Source organism: Gordonia gummivorans, assembly GCF_022513585.1.
Taxonomy (GTDB): domain Bacteria; phylum Actinomycetota; class Actinomycetes; order Mycobacteriales; family Mycobacteriaceae; genus Gordonia.
In genome coordinates, this window is sequence record NZ_JAKWBF010000014.1 from 61286 (window position 1) to 76827 (window position 15542).

Consider the following 15542-nt stretch of genomic DNA (forward strand, 5'->3'; position numbering starts at 1 on the left):
CTCAGTGAGCGGTGGTGGGCTACTCCGTGGTGGCGTCAGCCGAGTTCGAAACGACGGCCCATGTCGGACATGAACACCCCGTTCGGGTCGACGCGGCGTCGAACGGCGAGCCACTCGTCGATGCGCGGATACATCTTGTGGAAGCTCTCGGCCGAGGTGCGCGAGTCCTTGGCGGTGTAGAGCCGACCCCCCATCGCCATGACCCGACGATCGAGTTCGTTGAGGAACTCGGCCAGGCCGTCCTTCACCGGGAAGTCCAGGCAGACGTTCCAGCCCTTGAAGGGGAAGCTGAGCGGTGCCTTGTTGCCCCCGCCGAACAGCTTGATGACGTTGAGGAAGCTGACGTGGCCCGACGCCTGGATGTCCTCGATGAGCTTGGTGAACTCGCCCTCGTTACCGGTCGGCACGATGAACTGGTACTGGGCAAAGCCGCCGCCGCGCCCGTAGGCGTTGTTCCAGTTCCCGAACACGTCGAGCATGTGATAGAACTGCGCGAGATTTTTCACCTTGCCCTCGCTTGGCGGGCCGATTCGGTAGTACGCCTCGCCGACCAGCGAGAAGCTGAGCTTGTTGGCCAGCCCGCGCGGGAAGACGTCGGGGAAGGTGATCAGCGGCTTGTTGTTGAAGCTCAGCGGGTCCTTGCGGTATTTCTCCGGCAGTTCGTCGAGCTTGGCCAGGTTGCCGCGGGAGAACGTGCCGCGCCCCAGCTTGGGGGGTGCGCTGATCGTGTCGAACCAGCCCGACGCGTATTCGTAACCGTCCTCGAAGCCGTCCTGAAGGTGCAGGTCGATGGTCTCCTGCAGCGTCGCGGTCTGGGCGGTGTCGGCGATGAAGTAGGCGCTCTCGGTGCGCTTCATCTGGATCTTGGCCCGCAGCACGATGCCGGTCAGGCCGATGCCGGCGACCGTCGCCCAGAAGATCGAACCGTCCGGGTCGTCGTCGGAGCCCGCCGGCTTCAGTGTCAACACCCGACCGTCTGCGACCAGCAGATGCATTTCGACGACGTGGTTGCCGAAGCTGCCCTGGCTGTGATGGTTCTTGCCGTGGATGTCGTGGGCGATGGCCCCGCCGACGGTGACCTGCCGGGTGCCCGGGAGCACCGGAACCCACAGCCCGTGTGGCAGCGCGACCTGCATCAATGCGTCGAGGCTCAGTCCGGCGTCGACGTCGACGATGCCCGTCTCGTCGTCGATCGAGTAGACGCGGGTCAACGGTGTCATATCGACGGTGAGGCCACCGCTGTTCTGACCGGACTCGTTGTACGACCGCCCGAGACCGCGCGCGATCACACCGCGCTTGAGGTAGTCGGGCTTGTCGGCGTTGTCGTCGGCGACGCGTGCCACCGCTTCGGCGATGACCTCGGGATACGGGGTGGAGAGCACGTGCCCTTCGGTGGGTGTCGTGCGGGACCACCCGACCAGGTGGCGGGTAGTGATCGGCAGCAACTCTTCAGTAGACATCGCACATGAGGGTACTCGGGTGATCCTGACGGGCGTATAAGCACGCTGTTCTCATGTGCGACCTTCAGTCACCGACCAGTTTCTCGGTCTCATCCGTCGGCGACGCGGTGGGAAAATTGAGGTCCGCGCATCCGTCCAGCAGGCGTTTGTCGTACGCGACGAGGGCGGTGAGGTGGTCACCCAGTTGCGCCGCGGACGCAAGGTGGATGGCATCCAGGGAACGCAGCGTCGGCGCTCCGATGGTCTCGGCCAGTTCCATCACGGTGTCGGTGAGGACGAGTACATCGATGCTGTCGAGTAGTTCGCGGGCACGTTCGACGATCCCTCTACTCGCGTCGCGCGCCGCGGTTCGCATCAACTCCACGCGCCCGAGTGCGCTTGTTGCCACCGCCTCGTCAGGGTGCTGTCCGAGCCAGGCGACCAGCGCAGGCGTTTCGGTCTCGCGCACAATGAGTTTCGTCATCGCCGAGGTGTCGAGGTAGATCATCGCTCGTCGCGAATGCTGTCGAGAGTTGCCGAGAGGTCGCGAGAAGGAAGAGCGTCGGGATCGATTGCGCGCAATCGCTGCGGCGTGCGCGACGGCACCAGCACGCCGGCCTCGATCAATGACTCGCGACTGCGCTCATCCGCGCTGACAGGAACGAGCTTGGCCACGGTCCGACCGCGATTCGTGATGGAAACCTCCTCGCCGGCTTCCACTTGTGCAAGATAGCGAGACGCGTGCTGACGTAGTTCGCGAATTCCGATGACTGCCATGGCCAAAGGTAGCACATATTGTGCTACCCGAGACGATCGTTTGGCCGCCGGCCCTGTCGCATCAGGGCAGCTTGTTGCCGTAGACCAGCACATATCCCGACGCCGTGGTGCTGCCGGTCAGGGACACCACGGTCTGCCCCTTGCTCAGCGTGGCAGTGCGGGGGTCCGAGCCGGGCGGGTCGACGGTGGTCACGGGCGAAAAGCCCGCGCCTTGCAGTTGGGTGAGCGCCGAGTCGAAGGCGCTCGGTCCCAGGCCGCGCACCTCGAGGATTCCGGCGCCGGTCTGCCCGTGCTGGTACCGGTAGGTGCCTCCACTCACGACGGGGATGTCCGACGGCCACTCCTGGGGCACCTGCGTCGACCCGGCCTCGGTGGTCCTCGTTGTCGGAACCGGGACCGTCGACGTCGTGGTCGACATGCTCGTGGTGGTCGACGCGGCGGAGTCCTCGCTCGCGTCGTCCCCGCATCCGGTGAGCAGAGCGATCGCGGCTGCGACGCCCAGAACAACGGAGATCCTCTTCATTCCACGACTCTCCTCATCCGTCGAACTCGGGGGTGCACACACAGAACTACCATCTACATCACGGATCTCGTGTGTACGTGGGAGTTCGGGGTGTGTGGAATTCGACCGATCATCAGTCGTAGATGACATCGAGTCCTCGACGCCGGAGATCGGCGAGGCCGTCGCGCATCGCCTGAATCTGCTCGGCGGGATGTCCCACCCAATCGGTGATCTCGCCGACCACGCGCACCGGTTCCGTTGATCGATACGAGAGTGTCGGATTGCCGGGGAACTTCTTGTCGGTGACGTTCGGGTCGTCCTCGAGATCACCGATCGGCTCGACGACGTAGATCCGGCCGCGTCCCTCGCCCTGCGCCATCTCCGCACCCCAGGTGGCGGCGTCGAGGGTCTTGGTGACGTAGATGTGGTTCATGATGCGGGATTCGTCGTAGTTCGACCGCCGACCGGGCACCAGCAGATCGCCGACGCCGAGGTCGGCTTTGGTGCCGTGCAGATACCCGCCCGACTCATGTGGTTCAAAAGGCTTGGGTGCGTTCACGCTTCCAATACTCTCATCGCCGCATTCCGGCCCGGGATTCCACTGACCCCACCACCACGTCGTGCGCCCGCCCCGCACAGCAGCAGCCGCGGGTGGCGCGTCTCGACACCCCACGTCCCGACCTCCGACTCGGTTTCAGCCCACGGCCACTGCAGACTCCGATGAAAGATGTTGCCGCCGGGCAGACCCAGCGTCTCCTCGAGGTCCTGCGGGGTCTTGAACTCGATACACGGGTTGCCGTCGCGATCATGTGCGACGACGGACTGAATGGGTTCGGCCAGAACCGAATTCATCGACGCCAGAGTTGCGCCGACAGCATGCTCGACGGCGCCCGGCTCGTCGAACACCTCAGGCGGCATGTGCAACCCGAACAGGGTGAGGGTGTGCATGCCGTCGAGTTCGCGGCCGAGGATCGACCGGTCGGACAGCGTGTGGCAGTACACCTCGCACGGTGGGAGTTCGGGAACCTCGCCACGGTCGGCCTGACGCCACGCGGTCCGCAACTGTGCGGCGGTCTCGTTGATGTGGAAGGTGCCCGCGAACGCGACCTCCGGCACGACCGGTGCGCGGAGTCGGGGCAAGCGGTCGAGCAGCAGGTTGATCTTGAGTTGTGAACCGCGCGGAGCGGATTCGGTGGCGATCGGGTCCTCGAGGTACGAGTTGATCACGGCCGGGGCGCAGGCCGCATACAGTTGCCGGCCCCGAACGGTGATGCCACCGTACTCGACCGTACCGTCGTCAACATCGATGCCGCCCAACGTGATTCCTGTTTCGATCTGCGCGCCCGCCGATTTCGCCGTCTCGTACAGCGCGCCGGACACCGCACCCATCCCGCCGACCGGCACATCCCAGTCGCCGGTGCCACCGCCGATGAGGTGATAGAGAAAGCAGATGTTCTGCCGCAGCGACCCGTCGTCGAGGTCGGCGAAGGTGCCGATCAGACCGTCGGTGGCGGCGATGCCGCGCAACACGTCGTCGTCGAAGTACTGGTCGAGGAGCTCGCCCAGGGGTCGTGTGGTGAGGCATTCCCACAGTTCGGCGTTGCTGGAATCGGTTCCGACCACCAACTCGTGCATCCGTTCGGGCGAGCGAAGCGGCTCGATCAGCGTCGGGAATACGCGTTCGGCGACGGTGGCCATGCGGGAGTAGAAGGACTGCCATGCCGTGAACGACGTCTCGCTGCCGGTCACCCGCCGGAACGACTCGGCCGTGGCGTCGGGGTCCTCGTTGTCCACCAGGATGCCGCGCACCGGATCACTCGGTAGCGGTGCGTACGACGAGTAGCGTCGTCGGACCAGACGGAGGTCGAGGTCGAGGTCGGTGATGATCTCCCGCGGCAGCAGCGACACCAGGTACGAGTACCGCGACACCCGAGCGGGCACACCGGGAAATGGCATCGCCGACACCGCCGCGCCACCGACATGGTCGGACCGTTCGAGTACCAGGACACTACGTCCGGCCCGAGCCAGATAGGCCGCGGCGGTGAGGCCGTTGTGTCCGGCGCCGATGATGATGTCGTCGAATTGCATCCCCATCAGTGTCGCGCGCCGGACGCGGGTTTGCTGCGATTCAGCGCATGATGCGCGCCAGGAATGGCGTCGAGTCGCGCATCGACGCGATCACCGTGCCCGAGTGATCCTGGTCGGGGTACACGTGCAACTCCACCGGTTGGCCCGCCGCGCGCATCTGCGCGTAGAGCGACAACGCCGATGGAGCCGGCACGTCGACGTCGCGCAGTCCCTGCCCCAGGAAGATCGGACGATCGAACCCGGAGTACGGCGTCCCCATGTACTCGGCCAGCGCCGCACGCGCGCCGGGAATCGACGATACGGGGGCAGAGAAGATGTCCCGCAACGACTTTCCGCGCACCAACGGCTTCAGCGACTGATAGCAGGTCGTGCGGGCCAACGCGACGATGCGTCGACCCTCGGGAGTGAGGACCGAGAGTGGTCGGAGGTCGGGCCGGGCGTCGCTGAAACCGGCCCACACATAACTGACATAGGCAGTGAGCGACGGCGGGAGCGTGGCCGGGAACGGGCCGGCCAGCGCGATCACCTGCTCGATGTTGGCCGGCGTCCCGGTTGCGACGACGCCGCGGTAGTCGAGCGCGCGTCCTGCCGACAGGCGATTGGCGTCCCGGGCGCCGGCGAGAGCCGCACCCGCACCCTGCGATTGGCCGATGATGGCCCACTTCCGAGCCAACGGCAGACCCATCTGGTGGGCCGCGATCACCGAGTCGACGATTGCGTGCGCCTCCGCCTTGCCGTTGAGGTAGCTCATCAGACCGGGTGTCCCGAGGCCGGCGTAATCGGTGGCGACGATCGCGTAGCCCTGGTGGAGCCAATGCCCAAGGTAGCGCGTGTCGCGGGCGATACGGGGCTGTGCGGACGGTGTGCAATCGTCGCCGAGACCCACGGTCCCGTGCGCCCACGCGAGCACCGGATAACCACCGGGTGGGGGCGGCGACTTCGGCAGGAACACCGCGGCGGTGCTCACGGCCGGCCGGTTCCGGATGTCGCGGGTGGCGTACAGGATTCGGTAGGCCCGACCGGCCGCGGGCAACGTGACCGACCGATCCAGCGGCACCTGCCGGATCAGCGTCCCCGGCACGGGGATGGGTCCGGGATATGTGCGCGCGTCGAGCCCCGACCACACCGGCGCACGCTGGGCCGCCGCGTCTTCGGCGGTGGCCGGACCGACTGCCGAGATCACGATCGCAGTGAGGGCAACCATCAAGGCGGACAACATTCGAAGACGTGGGCGGCGCATGGTCGAGACGATAGCCGTGCCGTCGTTCGCACAAACGGGTAACCGACATTCCAGTCCCTGGGATGGCCCGCGAGAATATCCTGTTGACGTGGACATTCCCACCGTGGAGTTGAACAACGGGTTCGCGATTCCGCTCGTCGGTCTCGGCACCTACGACATGCTCGGCCAGCCGTGTGCGGATGCGGTGTCGAGCGGTCTCCGTGCGGGATACCGGTTGCTCGACACCGCGAGCCGCTACAGCAACGAGATGAGCGTCGGAATGGGGTTGCGGGAGTCGGGGATATCCCGCACCGACGTCGTCGTCCAGACCAAGCTCGGGGGCGGCGACCAGGGTTTCGACGAGGCGATCAACGCCGCCAAGGAGAGTGCGCGCAGGCTCGGCGTCCGGCACATCGACGTGTACCTGATCCATTGGCCCTGCCCGAGTCTCGGGCGCACCGTCGAATCGTGGAAAGCGCTGTTGACCCTGGCCGACGAGGGATTCATCCGCGTTCCCGGGGTGTCGAACTTCAAACAGCACCACTTGCAGATGCTCTACGACGAGACCGGTCGCTGGCCTGCGCTCAACCAGATCCAGTGCTCACCGGCGATCGCGCGCACCGAGCTGCGCGCCTTCATGTCCGAGCACGGCATCCACGCCCAGGCCTGGCATCCCACCGGACGCAAGGAGCACATGCTCGCCGAACCGGGGGTGCTGCGTCTGGCGCGCCGGTTCGGCAAGTCGCCGACGCAGATCGCGTTGCGGTGGGCGGTTCAGCACGGCATCGGTGTGGTGCCCAAGTCGTCGCATACTGGCCGACAACTCGAGAACCTCGACCTCTTCGACTTCGATTTCGATTCCGAAGATCTCGCCGACCTCACCGCGCTGGATCGAGGCGAGCGAGCCGCCCGTGACTCGGACGTCGAAGAGGAGTTCTAGGCTGAGACCGTGTCACGACCAGAATCCGACCCGACGCAGCCGGACCATGACGATTTCGAGACGCGTCATGCGCTGACCCCGATCGAACTGCCCTTCGACGACGGTGAGGCGTCGACCAACGTCGATCTGAAGACCCAGATGATCCGGTTCATCATCACCGGCGCCGGTTCCGGGGTGCTCGACTTCGGGTTGACGATTTTCCTTCAGTACGTGGTCGGAGCGGATTTCTGGATCGCGAAATCCTTCGGCTTCATCCTGGGCACCACCACGGCGTATCTGCTGAATCGACGCTGGACCTTCGAGGCCGAACCCAGAACGTTGCGTTTCATCTCGGTGGTTGCGCTGTACGGCGTGACCTTCTTCGTCAACGTCGGCCTGTACACAGTGCTGTCGCACGCGTGGCCGGAGACTCTGCTCTACAGCTTCATCGCCTACGTCATCGCCCAGGGCACGGCGACGGTGATCAACTTCGTCGTCCAACGGCTGGTCATCTTCAAGATCAGGTGAGGTGGGCCGATGGTCGTCGGTAGTGGGGCCACCGCGGTGGTCGTCGGCAGCGGACCCAATGGTCTGACGGCCGCTCTTGCGCTGGCCCGTGCGGGGTGCGCGGTCGAGGTTATCGAGGCGGCCGACACCATCGGCGGCGGCACGCGCTCGAGCGAACTGCTCCGGCCGGGTGTCCTGCACGACCATTGTTCGGCCTTTCACCCGCTCGGCGCCGGGTCGCCGGCGTTCGGCATGCTCGGTCTCGAGGAGTTCGGCCTGCGCTGGCGCTGGCCCGAGATCGACTGCGCCCACCCCCTCGACGGTGGGCGGGCCGCCGTCCTGCGGCGATCGGTCGCCGAGACGGCCTCTGGCATGGGCGCCGATGGCGACGTGTGGCGCGACGTCGTCGGTTCGGTGGCAACCGATTTCGACGACCTGGCCGACGACATCCTCGGACCGATCCTGCGGATGCCGCAGCACCCGATCCGCATGGCCGAGTTCGGACATCACGCGTTGTATCCCGCGACGATGCTGGCGCGGGTGTTTGGCTCCCAGGAAGCCCGCGCCCTGTTCGGCGGTGTCGCCGCGCACGCGTTCACCCGCCTGGACCGGCCCGGTTCGTCGGCGGCCGGACTGATGCTGCTCGCCGCCGGCCACAGCCACGGGTGGCCGGTGGCGCAGGGCGGATCGGCGACCATCACCACCGCGTTGGCTGCCGCTCTGATCGACGCCGGTGGATCGATCACGACCGGCCAGACGGTCACCGACATCGACGATCTCGGCGCACCCGACGTCGTGCTGCTCGACGTGATGCCGGTCGCGGCCATCGGGATACTGGGAGAGCGGTTGTCGCCGGGAATGTTTCGCCGATACCGACGCCACCGTCCCGGGCCGGCAGCCTTCAAGGTCGACTACCTCATCGACGGTGAGGTCGGCTGGACCAATCCCGACTGTGCCCGCGCAGGCACCGTCCATCTCGGCGGACGGATCGAGGAGATCGTCGCCGCGGAAGGGGAAGTGGTGGCCGGGCGGATGCCGGAGCGCCCGTTCGTCCTCGTCGGACAGCAGTGGCTCGCCGATCCCACCCGGGCACCGGGTACCGAGAAACCGTTGTGGGCGTATGCGCATGTCCCGCAGGGTTATCCGCACGATGCGACAGAGGCCGTCACCGCGCAGATCGAACGCTTCGCCCCGGGCTTCCGGGATCGCATCATCGCCTCGGTGACCACCTCGCCACGAGACCTGGAACGCGGCAACGCCAACTTTGTCGACGGTGACATCGGCGGTGGTCGAAACGACTTGCGCCACTTGCTCTCCCGGCCCCGACTGTCACCCAACCCATACTCGACCGGCGTCGGAGGTGTCTACCTGTGCTCGTCGGCCACCCCGCCAGGCGGCGGCGTTCACGGCATGTGCGGATATCGCGCCGCCCAGGCGGCGATCCGGTATCTCTCGCGCTGAGCTAGTCAACACTGCCCAGGCGCTCCGTTGGCGCGCCTCTACCGCTCCCTGACCCAGGCGCTCCGTTGGCGCGCCTCTACCGCTCCCTGACCCAGGCGCTCCGTTGGCGCGCCTCTACCGCTCCCTGACCCAGGCGCTCCGTTGCTCGCCTCTACCGCTCCCTGAGGTGCTCGAGGCGCTAGCCGAGAGCCTCGAAGGGCTGGCGAGTTGACGTCGCGTAGGCCTTCGAGGCTCGTCGACTCCGAGACGCTCCATGCTCGTGCCTCGCACGGGGCTCCTCAGCCCGGCGGCTTGCGCTCCTCACACCTCAGGCAGCGGTGTGGCGGGCGCAGGGTTTCACGTTCGGCGGCGAATCACGCCCGACTGGGCGCTTCCGGCGGAACCGCGTCGAGAAGCATTCGGGTGTAGTCGGTTTCGGGGTTGTGCAGGATGTCGGCGGCGGGGCCGCTCTCCACGACCCGGCCGTTGCGCATCACCGCGACCGTGTCGCTGATCTGCTCGACCACGGCGAGGTCGTGCGCGATGAACAGGTAGGTGAGGCCCTTCTCGCGCTGGAGTTCGGCGAGGAGGTCGAGGACGTTGGCCTGAACCGAGACGTCGAGCGACGCGGTGGATTCGTCGAGGATCAGGATCTCGGGGTCGGCAGCGAGAGCGCGTGCGAGACAGACGCGTTGGCGTTGACCGCCGGACATCTCATGCGGGTACCGGGCAAGAAACGAGGTTTCGAGACTGACGTCGGACATCAGTTCCTCCGCACGCGAACGGATTTCATCACGTCCCGTCGCCAGGCGATGGGTGCGGAGCGGTTCGGCGATGGAAGCTGCCGCGGTCATCCGCGGATCGAGGGAGGCGGCCGGGTCCTGGAACACCATCGCGACTCGTCGTCGCAGTGTGGCGGCCTCCGAACCTCGCGCGCCGACCGCGTCGATCGCCGTCCTCTCCACGTTCACCACGGCGCTGCCGGTCAGCCGTGTGCCGCGACCGGCCTCGATCAGCCCGGTGAGAATACCTGCCACGGTGGATTTTCCCGACCCCGACTCGCCGACGATACCGAGCGTCGTGCCGCGCATCACGTTGAGGTCGACGTCGGTGATGGCGTGCACCGTCTCGCGGCCGGCGGCGCCCCGGACGGTGTAGTCGACGCCGAGTCCATGGACCTGGACGAGCGGCTCGGTGTCCGAAGAATCTTTCGCCGGCGGTGGCTTACGCTCGGCTACGTCGCGCAGCAGCGGCCGAGACTCCAGCAGTGTGCGGGTGTAGTCATCCTGCGGGTTCGCGAATATCTCGGCAACAGAACCGGTTTCGACAACCTGGCCCTCGCGCATCACCAGCACATCGTCGGCGATGCGGCCGATGACACCGAGGTCGTGGCTGATCCACACCACCGCCATGCCGCGTTCCCGTTGCAACTGCGCCACCAGGTCGATGATCTGCGCCTGGGTGGTGACGTCGAGAGCAGTGGTGGCCTCGTCGGCGACGAGGATGTCGGGGTCGCAGGCGAGTGCGACGGCGATCATCACCCGCTGGCGCTGCCCACCGGACAACTGGTGCGGGTAGGAATGTAGACGCGATTCCGGGTTGGGCAGGTTGACGTCCCGCAACAGCGAAAGGGCGCGCTCTCGCGCTTGCTCGCGATTGAGTCCGAGGTGGCGTCGAGGTCCCTCGGTGAGTTGTTCTTCGATGGTGAGCAAGGGATTCAGGCTCGACGACGGGTCCTGGAACACGAACCCGACCCGTGAGCCGTGCACGGCTCGCAGCGTCGAGGCCGATGCCCCGACGATCTCCGTGTCACCGATGTGGGCCGAACCGGTCACATACGAGCTGGGTGCGTCGAACAGACCGGTCGCCGACAGTACGCTCAGCGATTTGCCCGAGCCGCTCTCGCCGACGATTCCCAGCGTCTTGCCTGCGGTGACCGTGAATCCGATGCCGTGCACGATCTCTCGAGGGCCGACGCCCACGGTGAGATCGTCGACGATGAGGATCGGGGTGCCTTCTTTCGGCCGCTCACGAACCGCTGGTGCGACCGTCTTGTGCACGGCGATCGGTGCCTGCCGCGGCGCCTTGCCGCGGTTACGCAACAGGGTTCGTTGGCGTGGGTCGAGGACGTCGCGGACCCCGTCTCCGATGAGATTGAAGGCCAGCACCGTGAACAGGATTGCCAGACCGGGGAACACGCCCATCCACCAGGCGGTGGTGATGAACCCCTGTGCGTCGTAGAGCATGCGGCCCCAGGACGGATCGGGCGGCTGGACGCCGAGCCCGAGGAACGAGAGCGCCGCCTCCGACAGGATCGCGAACGCCAGTGAGATGGAGGTCTGGACGATGACGGGGCCCGAGATGTTCGGCAGCACATGGCCGATGAGTACCCGAGAGGTGGGCACGCCCATGGTGCGAGCCGCCATCACATACTGGGTTTGCCGCACCCGCAGGGTATCGGCGCGTGCGACGCGCGCAAAGATCGGGATGTAGACGATGCCGATCGCGATCATCGCCGACGTCACGCCGGGCCCCAGGATCGCGACGATCGCGAGGGCGAGCAGCATCACCGGGAACGAGAACAGCACGTCGACGATGCGCATCAGCACGGTGTCCAGGGCTCCGCCGCGGAACCCGGCGAGCATGCCCACGAACACCCCGACGAGCAGCGAGATCGCCACCGCCACAATCGCAACACGCATGCTGACCGACGCCGCCAAGACCACTCGCGAGAACACGTCGCGGCCCAGATCGTCGGTGCCGAACAGGTGCGACCACGACGGTGCCGCCAGGGCGTTGGGAACGTCGATCTCGTTGGGGCCGTACGGTGCGATGAGTCCTCCGGCGACGGCACAGACGATCACGATCGCAATGATCACCAGGCCGACGAGCGACCCTCGGTTGCGTAGCAGCAGCCGCCACGCGGTGTCCGTGGAGAGATCGCCGGTGGTGCTGGTTTCCGGTGGTGCGGGCTGGACGGTCATGACAGTCGAATCCTCGGGTCGATGACGGCGTAGAGAATGTCGACGATGAGGTTGACGATGAGGAAGATGACGGCGATCAGGAGGATTGCGCCCTGCAGAACCGGATAGTCGCGGGCGGCGACCGAATCGTAGACGAGCAGGCCCAAACCCGGCCAGGCGAACACCACCTCGACCACGATGACACCACCGAGGAGCGCGGCGAACTGAATACCGGAGATCGTCAGCACCGGCACGAGTGCGTTGCGACCGACGTGGGACAGCAGAATACGGCTGCGGCCCAGTCCTTTCGATTCGGCCGTCGTGACGTAGGGCGCGTTGACGACGTCCAGCACCGACGAGCGGACGTAGCGCGTCATGATCGCGCCGGTGACGATGCCCACCGTGATGGCGGGCAACACAAGGTGTTCCAGCCAACCGCCGAGGCCATCGGCGAGCGGCGAGTACCCGGCCGACGGCAACCACCCCAGTGCGGTCGAGAAGAGGCCGATGAGCAGGATGCCCATCCAGAAGTCGGGCACCGAGATGCCGACCTGGCTGACCACGCGGATGACGTTGTCGGCGGCGCGGCCCTCGCGCAGCGCTGCCCACGAACCGAGGGGGATGGCGATCACGAGCGCGACGACGATCGCGGCCAAGGCCAGCGAGATCGTTGCGGGCAGGCGGTCGAGCAGGAGCGTCGTCACCGATTCTCCGTTACGGAAACTCACGCCCAGGTCACCTGTGAACGCGTTGCCGATGTAGTGGAACAACTGCGTGAGCGGGGGCTGGTCGAGCCCCGACGCGCTGCGTAGAGCGTCGTACGACTCGGGCGTGTACCGCGTGCCGAGCGCGATCCGGACCGGGTCGCCGGGGACCACCTGAATCAGCAGGAACACCGCGACCATGACCCCGAGCAACACTGCCGCGGTGTAGAGAAGTCGGATCACGATGAACCGCAACAACGGAGAATGCAGGAACGTCATCGTTGTCAGCTCCTCTCCAGCCGCGCGGTGCGGAAGCGGACGGCCTTGTCGGAGCGGACGACGTAGCCGAGAAGCTGTGTCGTGTATGCCTGATTCGCCGACGGGTTATACAGGTAGAGGTAGCTCACGTCGTCGGCGATCGCAGTGGCGGCAGCCCCGTAGATGTCCTTGCGTCTGACCATGTCGAGTTCGGTTCGGCCGGCGTCGAGAAGGCGGTCGACGGTGGGGTTCTTGTACTTCTGGGCATTGGACTCGCCGCTCGAATGATGTTGTGCGTAATAGAAATCGTCGGGGTCGAGGTTGCCCAGCCAGCCCAGCATGAGGGCGTCGAAGTCGCCTGCGTTCTGCTTGTCGAGCCACGCACCGAAATCGAGTTGCTCGATTGTCACACCGATGCCGACGTCGTCGAGGTTGGATGCGATCACCTGCGCGGCGGTGACGGTCTCCGGGTACTCGGTGGTGACCATCAGCCCCATGTCGAGAGAGGTCGCGTCGGCCTGCCGCAGAAGTGCTTTGGCCTTGTCGTTGGCAGCGGAGCGGTCGAGGCCGGCGGTGAAGCGGTCGAAGTTCCAGAACCACGGACTGGTGGTCGGGATGGCGAGTTCGTTGGGTTTGGCGGTGCCGTACCCGACCACCTGGGCTATCGACTCCCGGTCGATCGCGTAGGCCACCGCTTGGCGAACTCTGGTGTCGCCGAACGGGCGTCGTGCGAAGTTCATCGTCAGATACCAGTAGTCGTTGGCCGTCACGGTTCCGACATTCAGCGAGTCGTCGCCGGAGAGGATGCTCAGCTGTTGCGCGGGCATGGCGTCGGTCCAGTCGATCTCGCCGGAACGCAGGGCGGAGACCGCGGTGGTGCCCTGGGAGATGAAGCTGAAGTTGACGCCGTCGACGGCGGGTGGCCCGGCCCAATGGTCGGGGTTGGCCTTGATCACGATGGAGGCGCCCGGGGACCGCGACACGAAGGAGAATGGTCCGGTCCCCACCGGCCGCGTCGCGATCTCGCCCGATTCCACGTTGCGGCGGTTGACGATTGCCAACCCTTTGAACCCACCGAGGTTGGTGAGCAGATTAGGTGTCGGCTTTGCGACGCTTATCCGCACCTGACGGTCGTCGACGGCGACGATCTGATCGATGGCCTCGAGTTTCCAGGCGTTGGAGAGTTCTTCGTCGATGATGCGGCGGTAGGAGTAGACGACGTCGGCCGCTGCACACGGATCGCCGTTGTGGAACCGCAATCCCGGTCGGAGCGTGAAGGTCCAGACCCGGTTGTCCGCGCTGACGGTCCAGCTCTCGGCAAGGGCGGGACGCATGACGAGGTGCTCGTCCGGTTCGACCAGGGTGTCGAAGACGTTCTCGAGTACCTGAAAGGTGAAATAGGAACTCGACTTGTGCGGATCGAGCTGATCGGGTTCACCGGCGATCGCGGCGCGTATGGTATTGCCGTCGGAACTGCCACTGCCACAGGCGCTTAGCGCGGAAGTGCCCAGAAGGCCCACGCCGAGCGCGCCGACGGCCGTGAGGAAGCGGCGTCGGCTCAACGCGGCTGAAGGTGTCGATGACTGGGGTCCGATGGGACCGGTCAGAGCAATCCTTCCCGCCCTCAGACCTGAATGTTCCGTACTTGCAGTCTGCCCCAGGAAGGGTATGCCCGCAACCACCCGACCGGCGTCGAAGGCGGTTGTCAGGAAAGGAATTCAGCCGTTGACCTTGGCAATCACGTTGTCGGCGTACCAGTTCAGATGGTCGATCTTCTTCTGCAGGGGTTCGGTGTCGTCACCCATGATGTAGGGCATGCGGAAGCCGACGATGACATCGGTTATTCCCTTGTCTGCGAGGCGTTTGCATCCGTCGACACTGTAGGCATCCAGCGAGATCACATGGATCTCGAAGGGGTCGTTGGTCTTGCCCTCGGCCTTGCGGATGTCGGCGATCTTCTCGAGCAAGGCATCGAGTTCCTCGCCCGGCCCGCCACCGTGCATCCAGCCGTCGCCGCGAACCACGGCGCGTCGCAGTGCGGCGTCGGCATGCCCGCCCACCAGCAGCGGGATCGGCTCGGTGGGTGCGGGGGTCATCTTGATCTTGGGGATGTCGTAGAACTCGCCGTGGAATTCGAAGTACTCGCCGCTGGTCAGGCCGCGGATGATGTCCATGCACTCGTCCATGCGTTTGCCGCGTCGCCGGAAGTCGACACCCATGAAGTCGTAGTCCTCCGGCCACGGGCTGGTGCCGACGCCCAGGGCGAGGCGGTTTCCGGTGAGATAGGCGACCGAACTGGCCTGCTTTGCCACCAGCGCCGGTGGCCGGACGGGGAGCTTGAGGACAAACGGGGTGAAGCGGATGGTCGAGGTGACCGCGCCCAGTGCAGCCGCCTGGATGAAGGTCTCGATGAAGGACTTGCCGTCCAAGAACTCCCGGTTGCCGTCAGGTGTGTAGGGATAGGTCGCATCGGACTCCGCCGGGTAGGCCAGCGAGTCGGGAATGGTGAACCCGGCGTATCCGGCCTGTTCGGCGGCCTGCGCCAGCGGCGCATAGTAGGCGGGGTCGGTCATGGCCTCGGCGAAGGTGAACCGCATCGTGCTCCTCGGGTCGGACGTCTCACCCGAGGGTAGAACACGTTCTAATTTCGGGGTAGTCCTGTTCGGTTTCCGGTTTCACCTCGGACGGTTGAATATTTCATATATGTTCGCGGGGAAGTGAAAGAG

At 65.8% G+C, this 15542-nt stretch carries 14 protein-coding genes; 3 read left to right on the forward strand and 11 right to left on the reverse strand.

The features are described 5' to 3' along the window. Positions 1 to 35 precede the first annotated feature (35 nt). The 7 genes from MKW15_RS12190 to MKW15_RS12220 form a co-directional block, all read right to left on the reverse strand. Positions 36 to 1460: an FAD-binding oxidoreductase gene (locus MKW15_RS12190; protein WP_240857890.1), complete on the reverse strand. Its 1425-nt coding sequence runs from the start codon at positions 1458 to 1460 to the stop codon at positions 36 to 38. 64 nt (positions 1461 to 1524) lie between these two features. After that, positions 1525 to 1947 (reverse strand): type II toxin-antitoxin system VapC family toxin, encoded by a 423-nt coding sequence (locus MKW15_RS12195; protein ID WP_240857891.1) that lies wholly within the window; start codon positions 1945 to 1947, stop codon positions 1525 to 1527. Further along, positions 1944 to 2216, reverse strand: coding sequence for a type II toxin-antitoxin system Phd/YefM family antitoxin (locus MKW15_RS12200; RefSeq protein ID WP_240857892.1), 273 nt, complete (start codon positions 2214 to 2216; stop codon positions 1944 to 1946). The genes MKW15_RS12195 and MKW15_RS12200 overlap by 4 nt, the downstream gene beginning before the upstream one ends. A gap of 61 nt (positions 2217 to 2277) precedes the next feature. Next, positions 2278 to 2739 carry a hypothetical protein gene (locus MKW15_RS12205; protein WP_240857893.1) on the reverse strand — a complete coding sequence of 154 codons (462 nt, stop codon included), beginning with the start codon at positions 2737 to 2739 and terminating at the stop codon, positions 2278 to 2280. 112 nt (positions 2740 to 2851) lie between these two features. Further along, positions 2852 to 3277: an NAD(+)--rifampin ADP-ribosyltransferase gene (arr, locus tag MKW15_RS12210; protein ID WP_240857894.1), complete on the reverse strand. Its 426-nt coding sequence runs from the start codon at positions 3275 to 3277 to the stop codon at positions 2852 to 2854. Further along, on the reverse strand, positions 3274 to 4806 hold the full coding sequence (locus MKW15_RS12215) for a phytoene desaturase family protein (protein WP_374247017.1): 1533 nt from the start codon (positions 4804 to 4806) through the stop codon (positions 3274 to 3276). Before MKW15_RS12215 ends, arr begins: the two co-directional genes overlap by 4 nt. A 40-nt stretch (positions 4807 to 4846) precedes the next feature. Next, positions 4847 to 6046 carry an alpha/beta hydrolase family protein gene (locus MKW15_RS12220; RefSeq protein ID WP_374247019.1) on the reverse strand — a complete coding sequence of 400 codons (1200 nt, stop codon included), beginning with the start codon at positions 6044 to 6046 and terminating at the stop codon, positions 4847 to 4849. 88 nt (positions 6047 to 6134) lie between these two features. Between MKW15_RS12220 and MKW15_RS12225 the strand changes: the two genes are divergently transcribed. From MKW15_RS12225 to MKW15_RS12235, 3 genes are read left to right on the forward strand one after another with little or no spacing between them, the layout of a single operon-like run. Next, positions 6135 to 6965 carry an aldo/keto reductase gene (locus MKW15_RS12225; protein ID WP_240857896.1) on the forward strand — a complete coding sequence of 277 codons (831 nt, stop codon included), beginning with the start codon at positions 6135 to 6137 and terminating at the stop codon, positions 6963 to 6965. 9 nt (positions 6966 to 6974) lie between these two features. Then, entirely contained in the window at positions 6975 to 7472 is a 498-nt protein-coding gene (locus MKW15_RS12230; protein WP_240857897.1) for a GtrA family protein, read from the forward strand. Between the two features lie 9 nt (positions 7473 to 7481). Next, complete coding sequence (locus MKW15_RS12235; RefSeq protein ID WP_240857898.1) at positions 7482 to 8912, forward strand: phytoene desaturase family protein; 1431 nt, start codon at positions 7482 to 7484, stop codon at positions 8910 to 8912. 353 nt (positions 8913 to 9265) lie between these two features. On the opposite strand, the gene MKW15_RS12240 is transcribed toward MKW15_RS12235, so the two are convergent. From MKW15_RS12240 to MKW15_RS12255, 4 genes are all read right to left on the reverse strand, one after another. Continuing rightward, entirely contained in the window at positions 9266 to 11875 is a 2610-nt protein-coding gene (locus MKW15_RS12240) for a dipeptide ABC transporter ATP-binding protein (protein ID WP_240857899.1), read from the reverse strand. Next, complete coding sequence (locus tag MKW15_RS12245) at positions 11872 to 12837, reverse strand: ABC transporter permease (protein WP_240857900.1); 966 nt, start codon at positions 12835 to 12837, stop codon at positions 11872 to 11874. Before MKW15_RS12245 ends, MKW15_RS12240 begins: the two co-directional genes overlap by 4 nt. A 5-nt stretch (positions 12838 to 12842) precedes the next feature. Beyond that, entirely contained in the window at positions 12843 to 14378 is a 1536-nt protein-coding gene (locus MKW15_RS12250) for an ABC transporter substrate-binding protein (RefSeq protein WP_240857901.1), read from the reverse strand. Positions 14379 to 14534: 156 nt separating this feature from the next. Continuing rightward, positions 14535 to 15413, reverse strand: a complete 879-nt coding sequence (locus MKW15_RS12255) for a TIGR03619 family F420-dependent LLM class oxidoreductase (RefSeq protein WP_240857902.1) — start codon at positions 15411 to 15413, stop codon at positions 14535 to 14537. Positions 15414 to 15542: the final 129 nt, after the last annotated feature.

What these genes read in the sequence shown, in the direction of transcription:
- MKW15_RS12190 (WP_240857890.1), bottom strand. Translation starts at nt 1,460, where the DNA reads ATGTCTACTGAAGAGTTGCTGCCGATCACTACCCGCCACCTGGTCGGG.
- MKW15_RS12195 (WP_240857891.1), bottom strand. Translation starts at nt 1,947, where the DNA reads ATGATCTACCTCGACACCTCGGCGATGACGAAACTCATTGTGCGCGAG.
- MKW15_RS12200 (WP_240857892.1), bottom strand. Translation starts at nt 2,216, where the DNA reads ATGGCAGTCATCGGAATTCGCGAACTACGTCAGCACGCGTCTCGCTAT.
- MKW15_RS12205 (WP_240857893.1), bottom strand. Translation starts at nt 2,739, where the DNA reads ATGAAGAGGATCTCCGTTGTTCTGGGCGTCGCAGCCGCGATCGCTCTG.
- MKW15_RS12215 (WP_374247017.1), bottom strand. Translation starts at nt 4,806, where the DNA reads ATGCAATTCGACGACATCATCATCGGCGCCGGACACAACGGCCTCACC.
- MKW15_RS12220 (WP_374247019.1), bottom strand. Translation starts at nt 6,046, where the DNA reads ATGCGCCGCCCACGTCTTCGAATGTTGTCCGCCTTGATGGTTGCCCTC.
- MKW15_RS12235 (WP_240857898.1), top strand. Translation starts at nt 7,482, where the DNA reads ATGGTCGTCGGTAGTGGGGCCACCGCGGTGGTCGTCGGCAGCGGACCC.
- MKW15_RS12240 (WP_240857899.1), bottom strand. Translation starts at nt 11,875, where the DNA reads ATGACCGTCCAGCCCGCACCACCGGAAACCAGCACCACCGGCGATCTC.
- MKW15_RS12245 (WP_240857900.1), bottom strand. Translation starts at nt 12,837, where the DNA reads ATGACGTTCCTGCATTCTCCGTTGTTGCGGTTCATCGTGATCCGACTT.
- MKW15_RS12255 (WP_240857902.1), bottom strand. Translation starts at nt 15,413, where the DNA reads ATGCGGTTCACCTTCGCCGAGGCCATGACCGACCCCGCCTACTATGCG.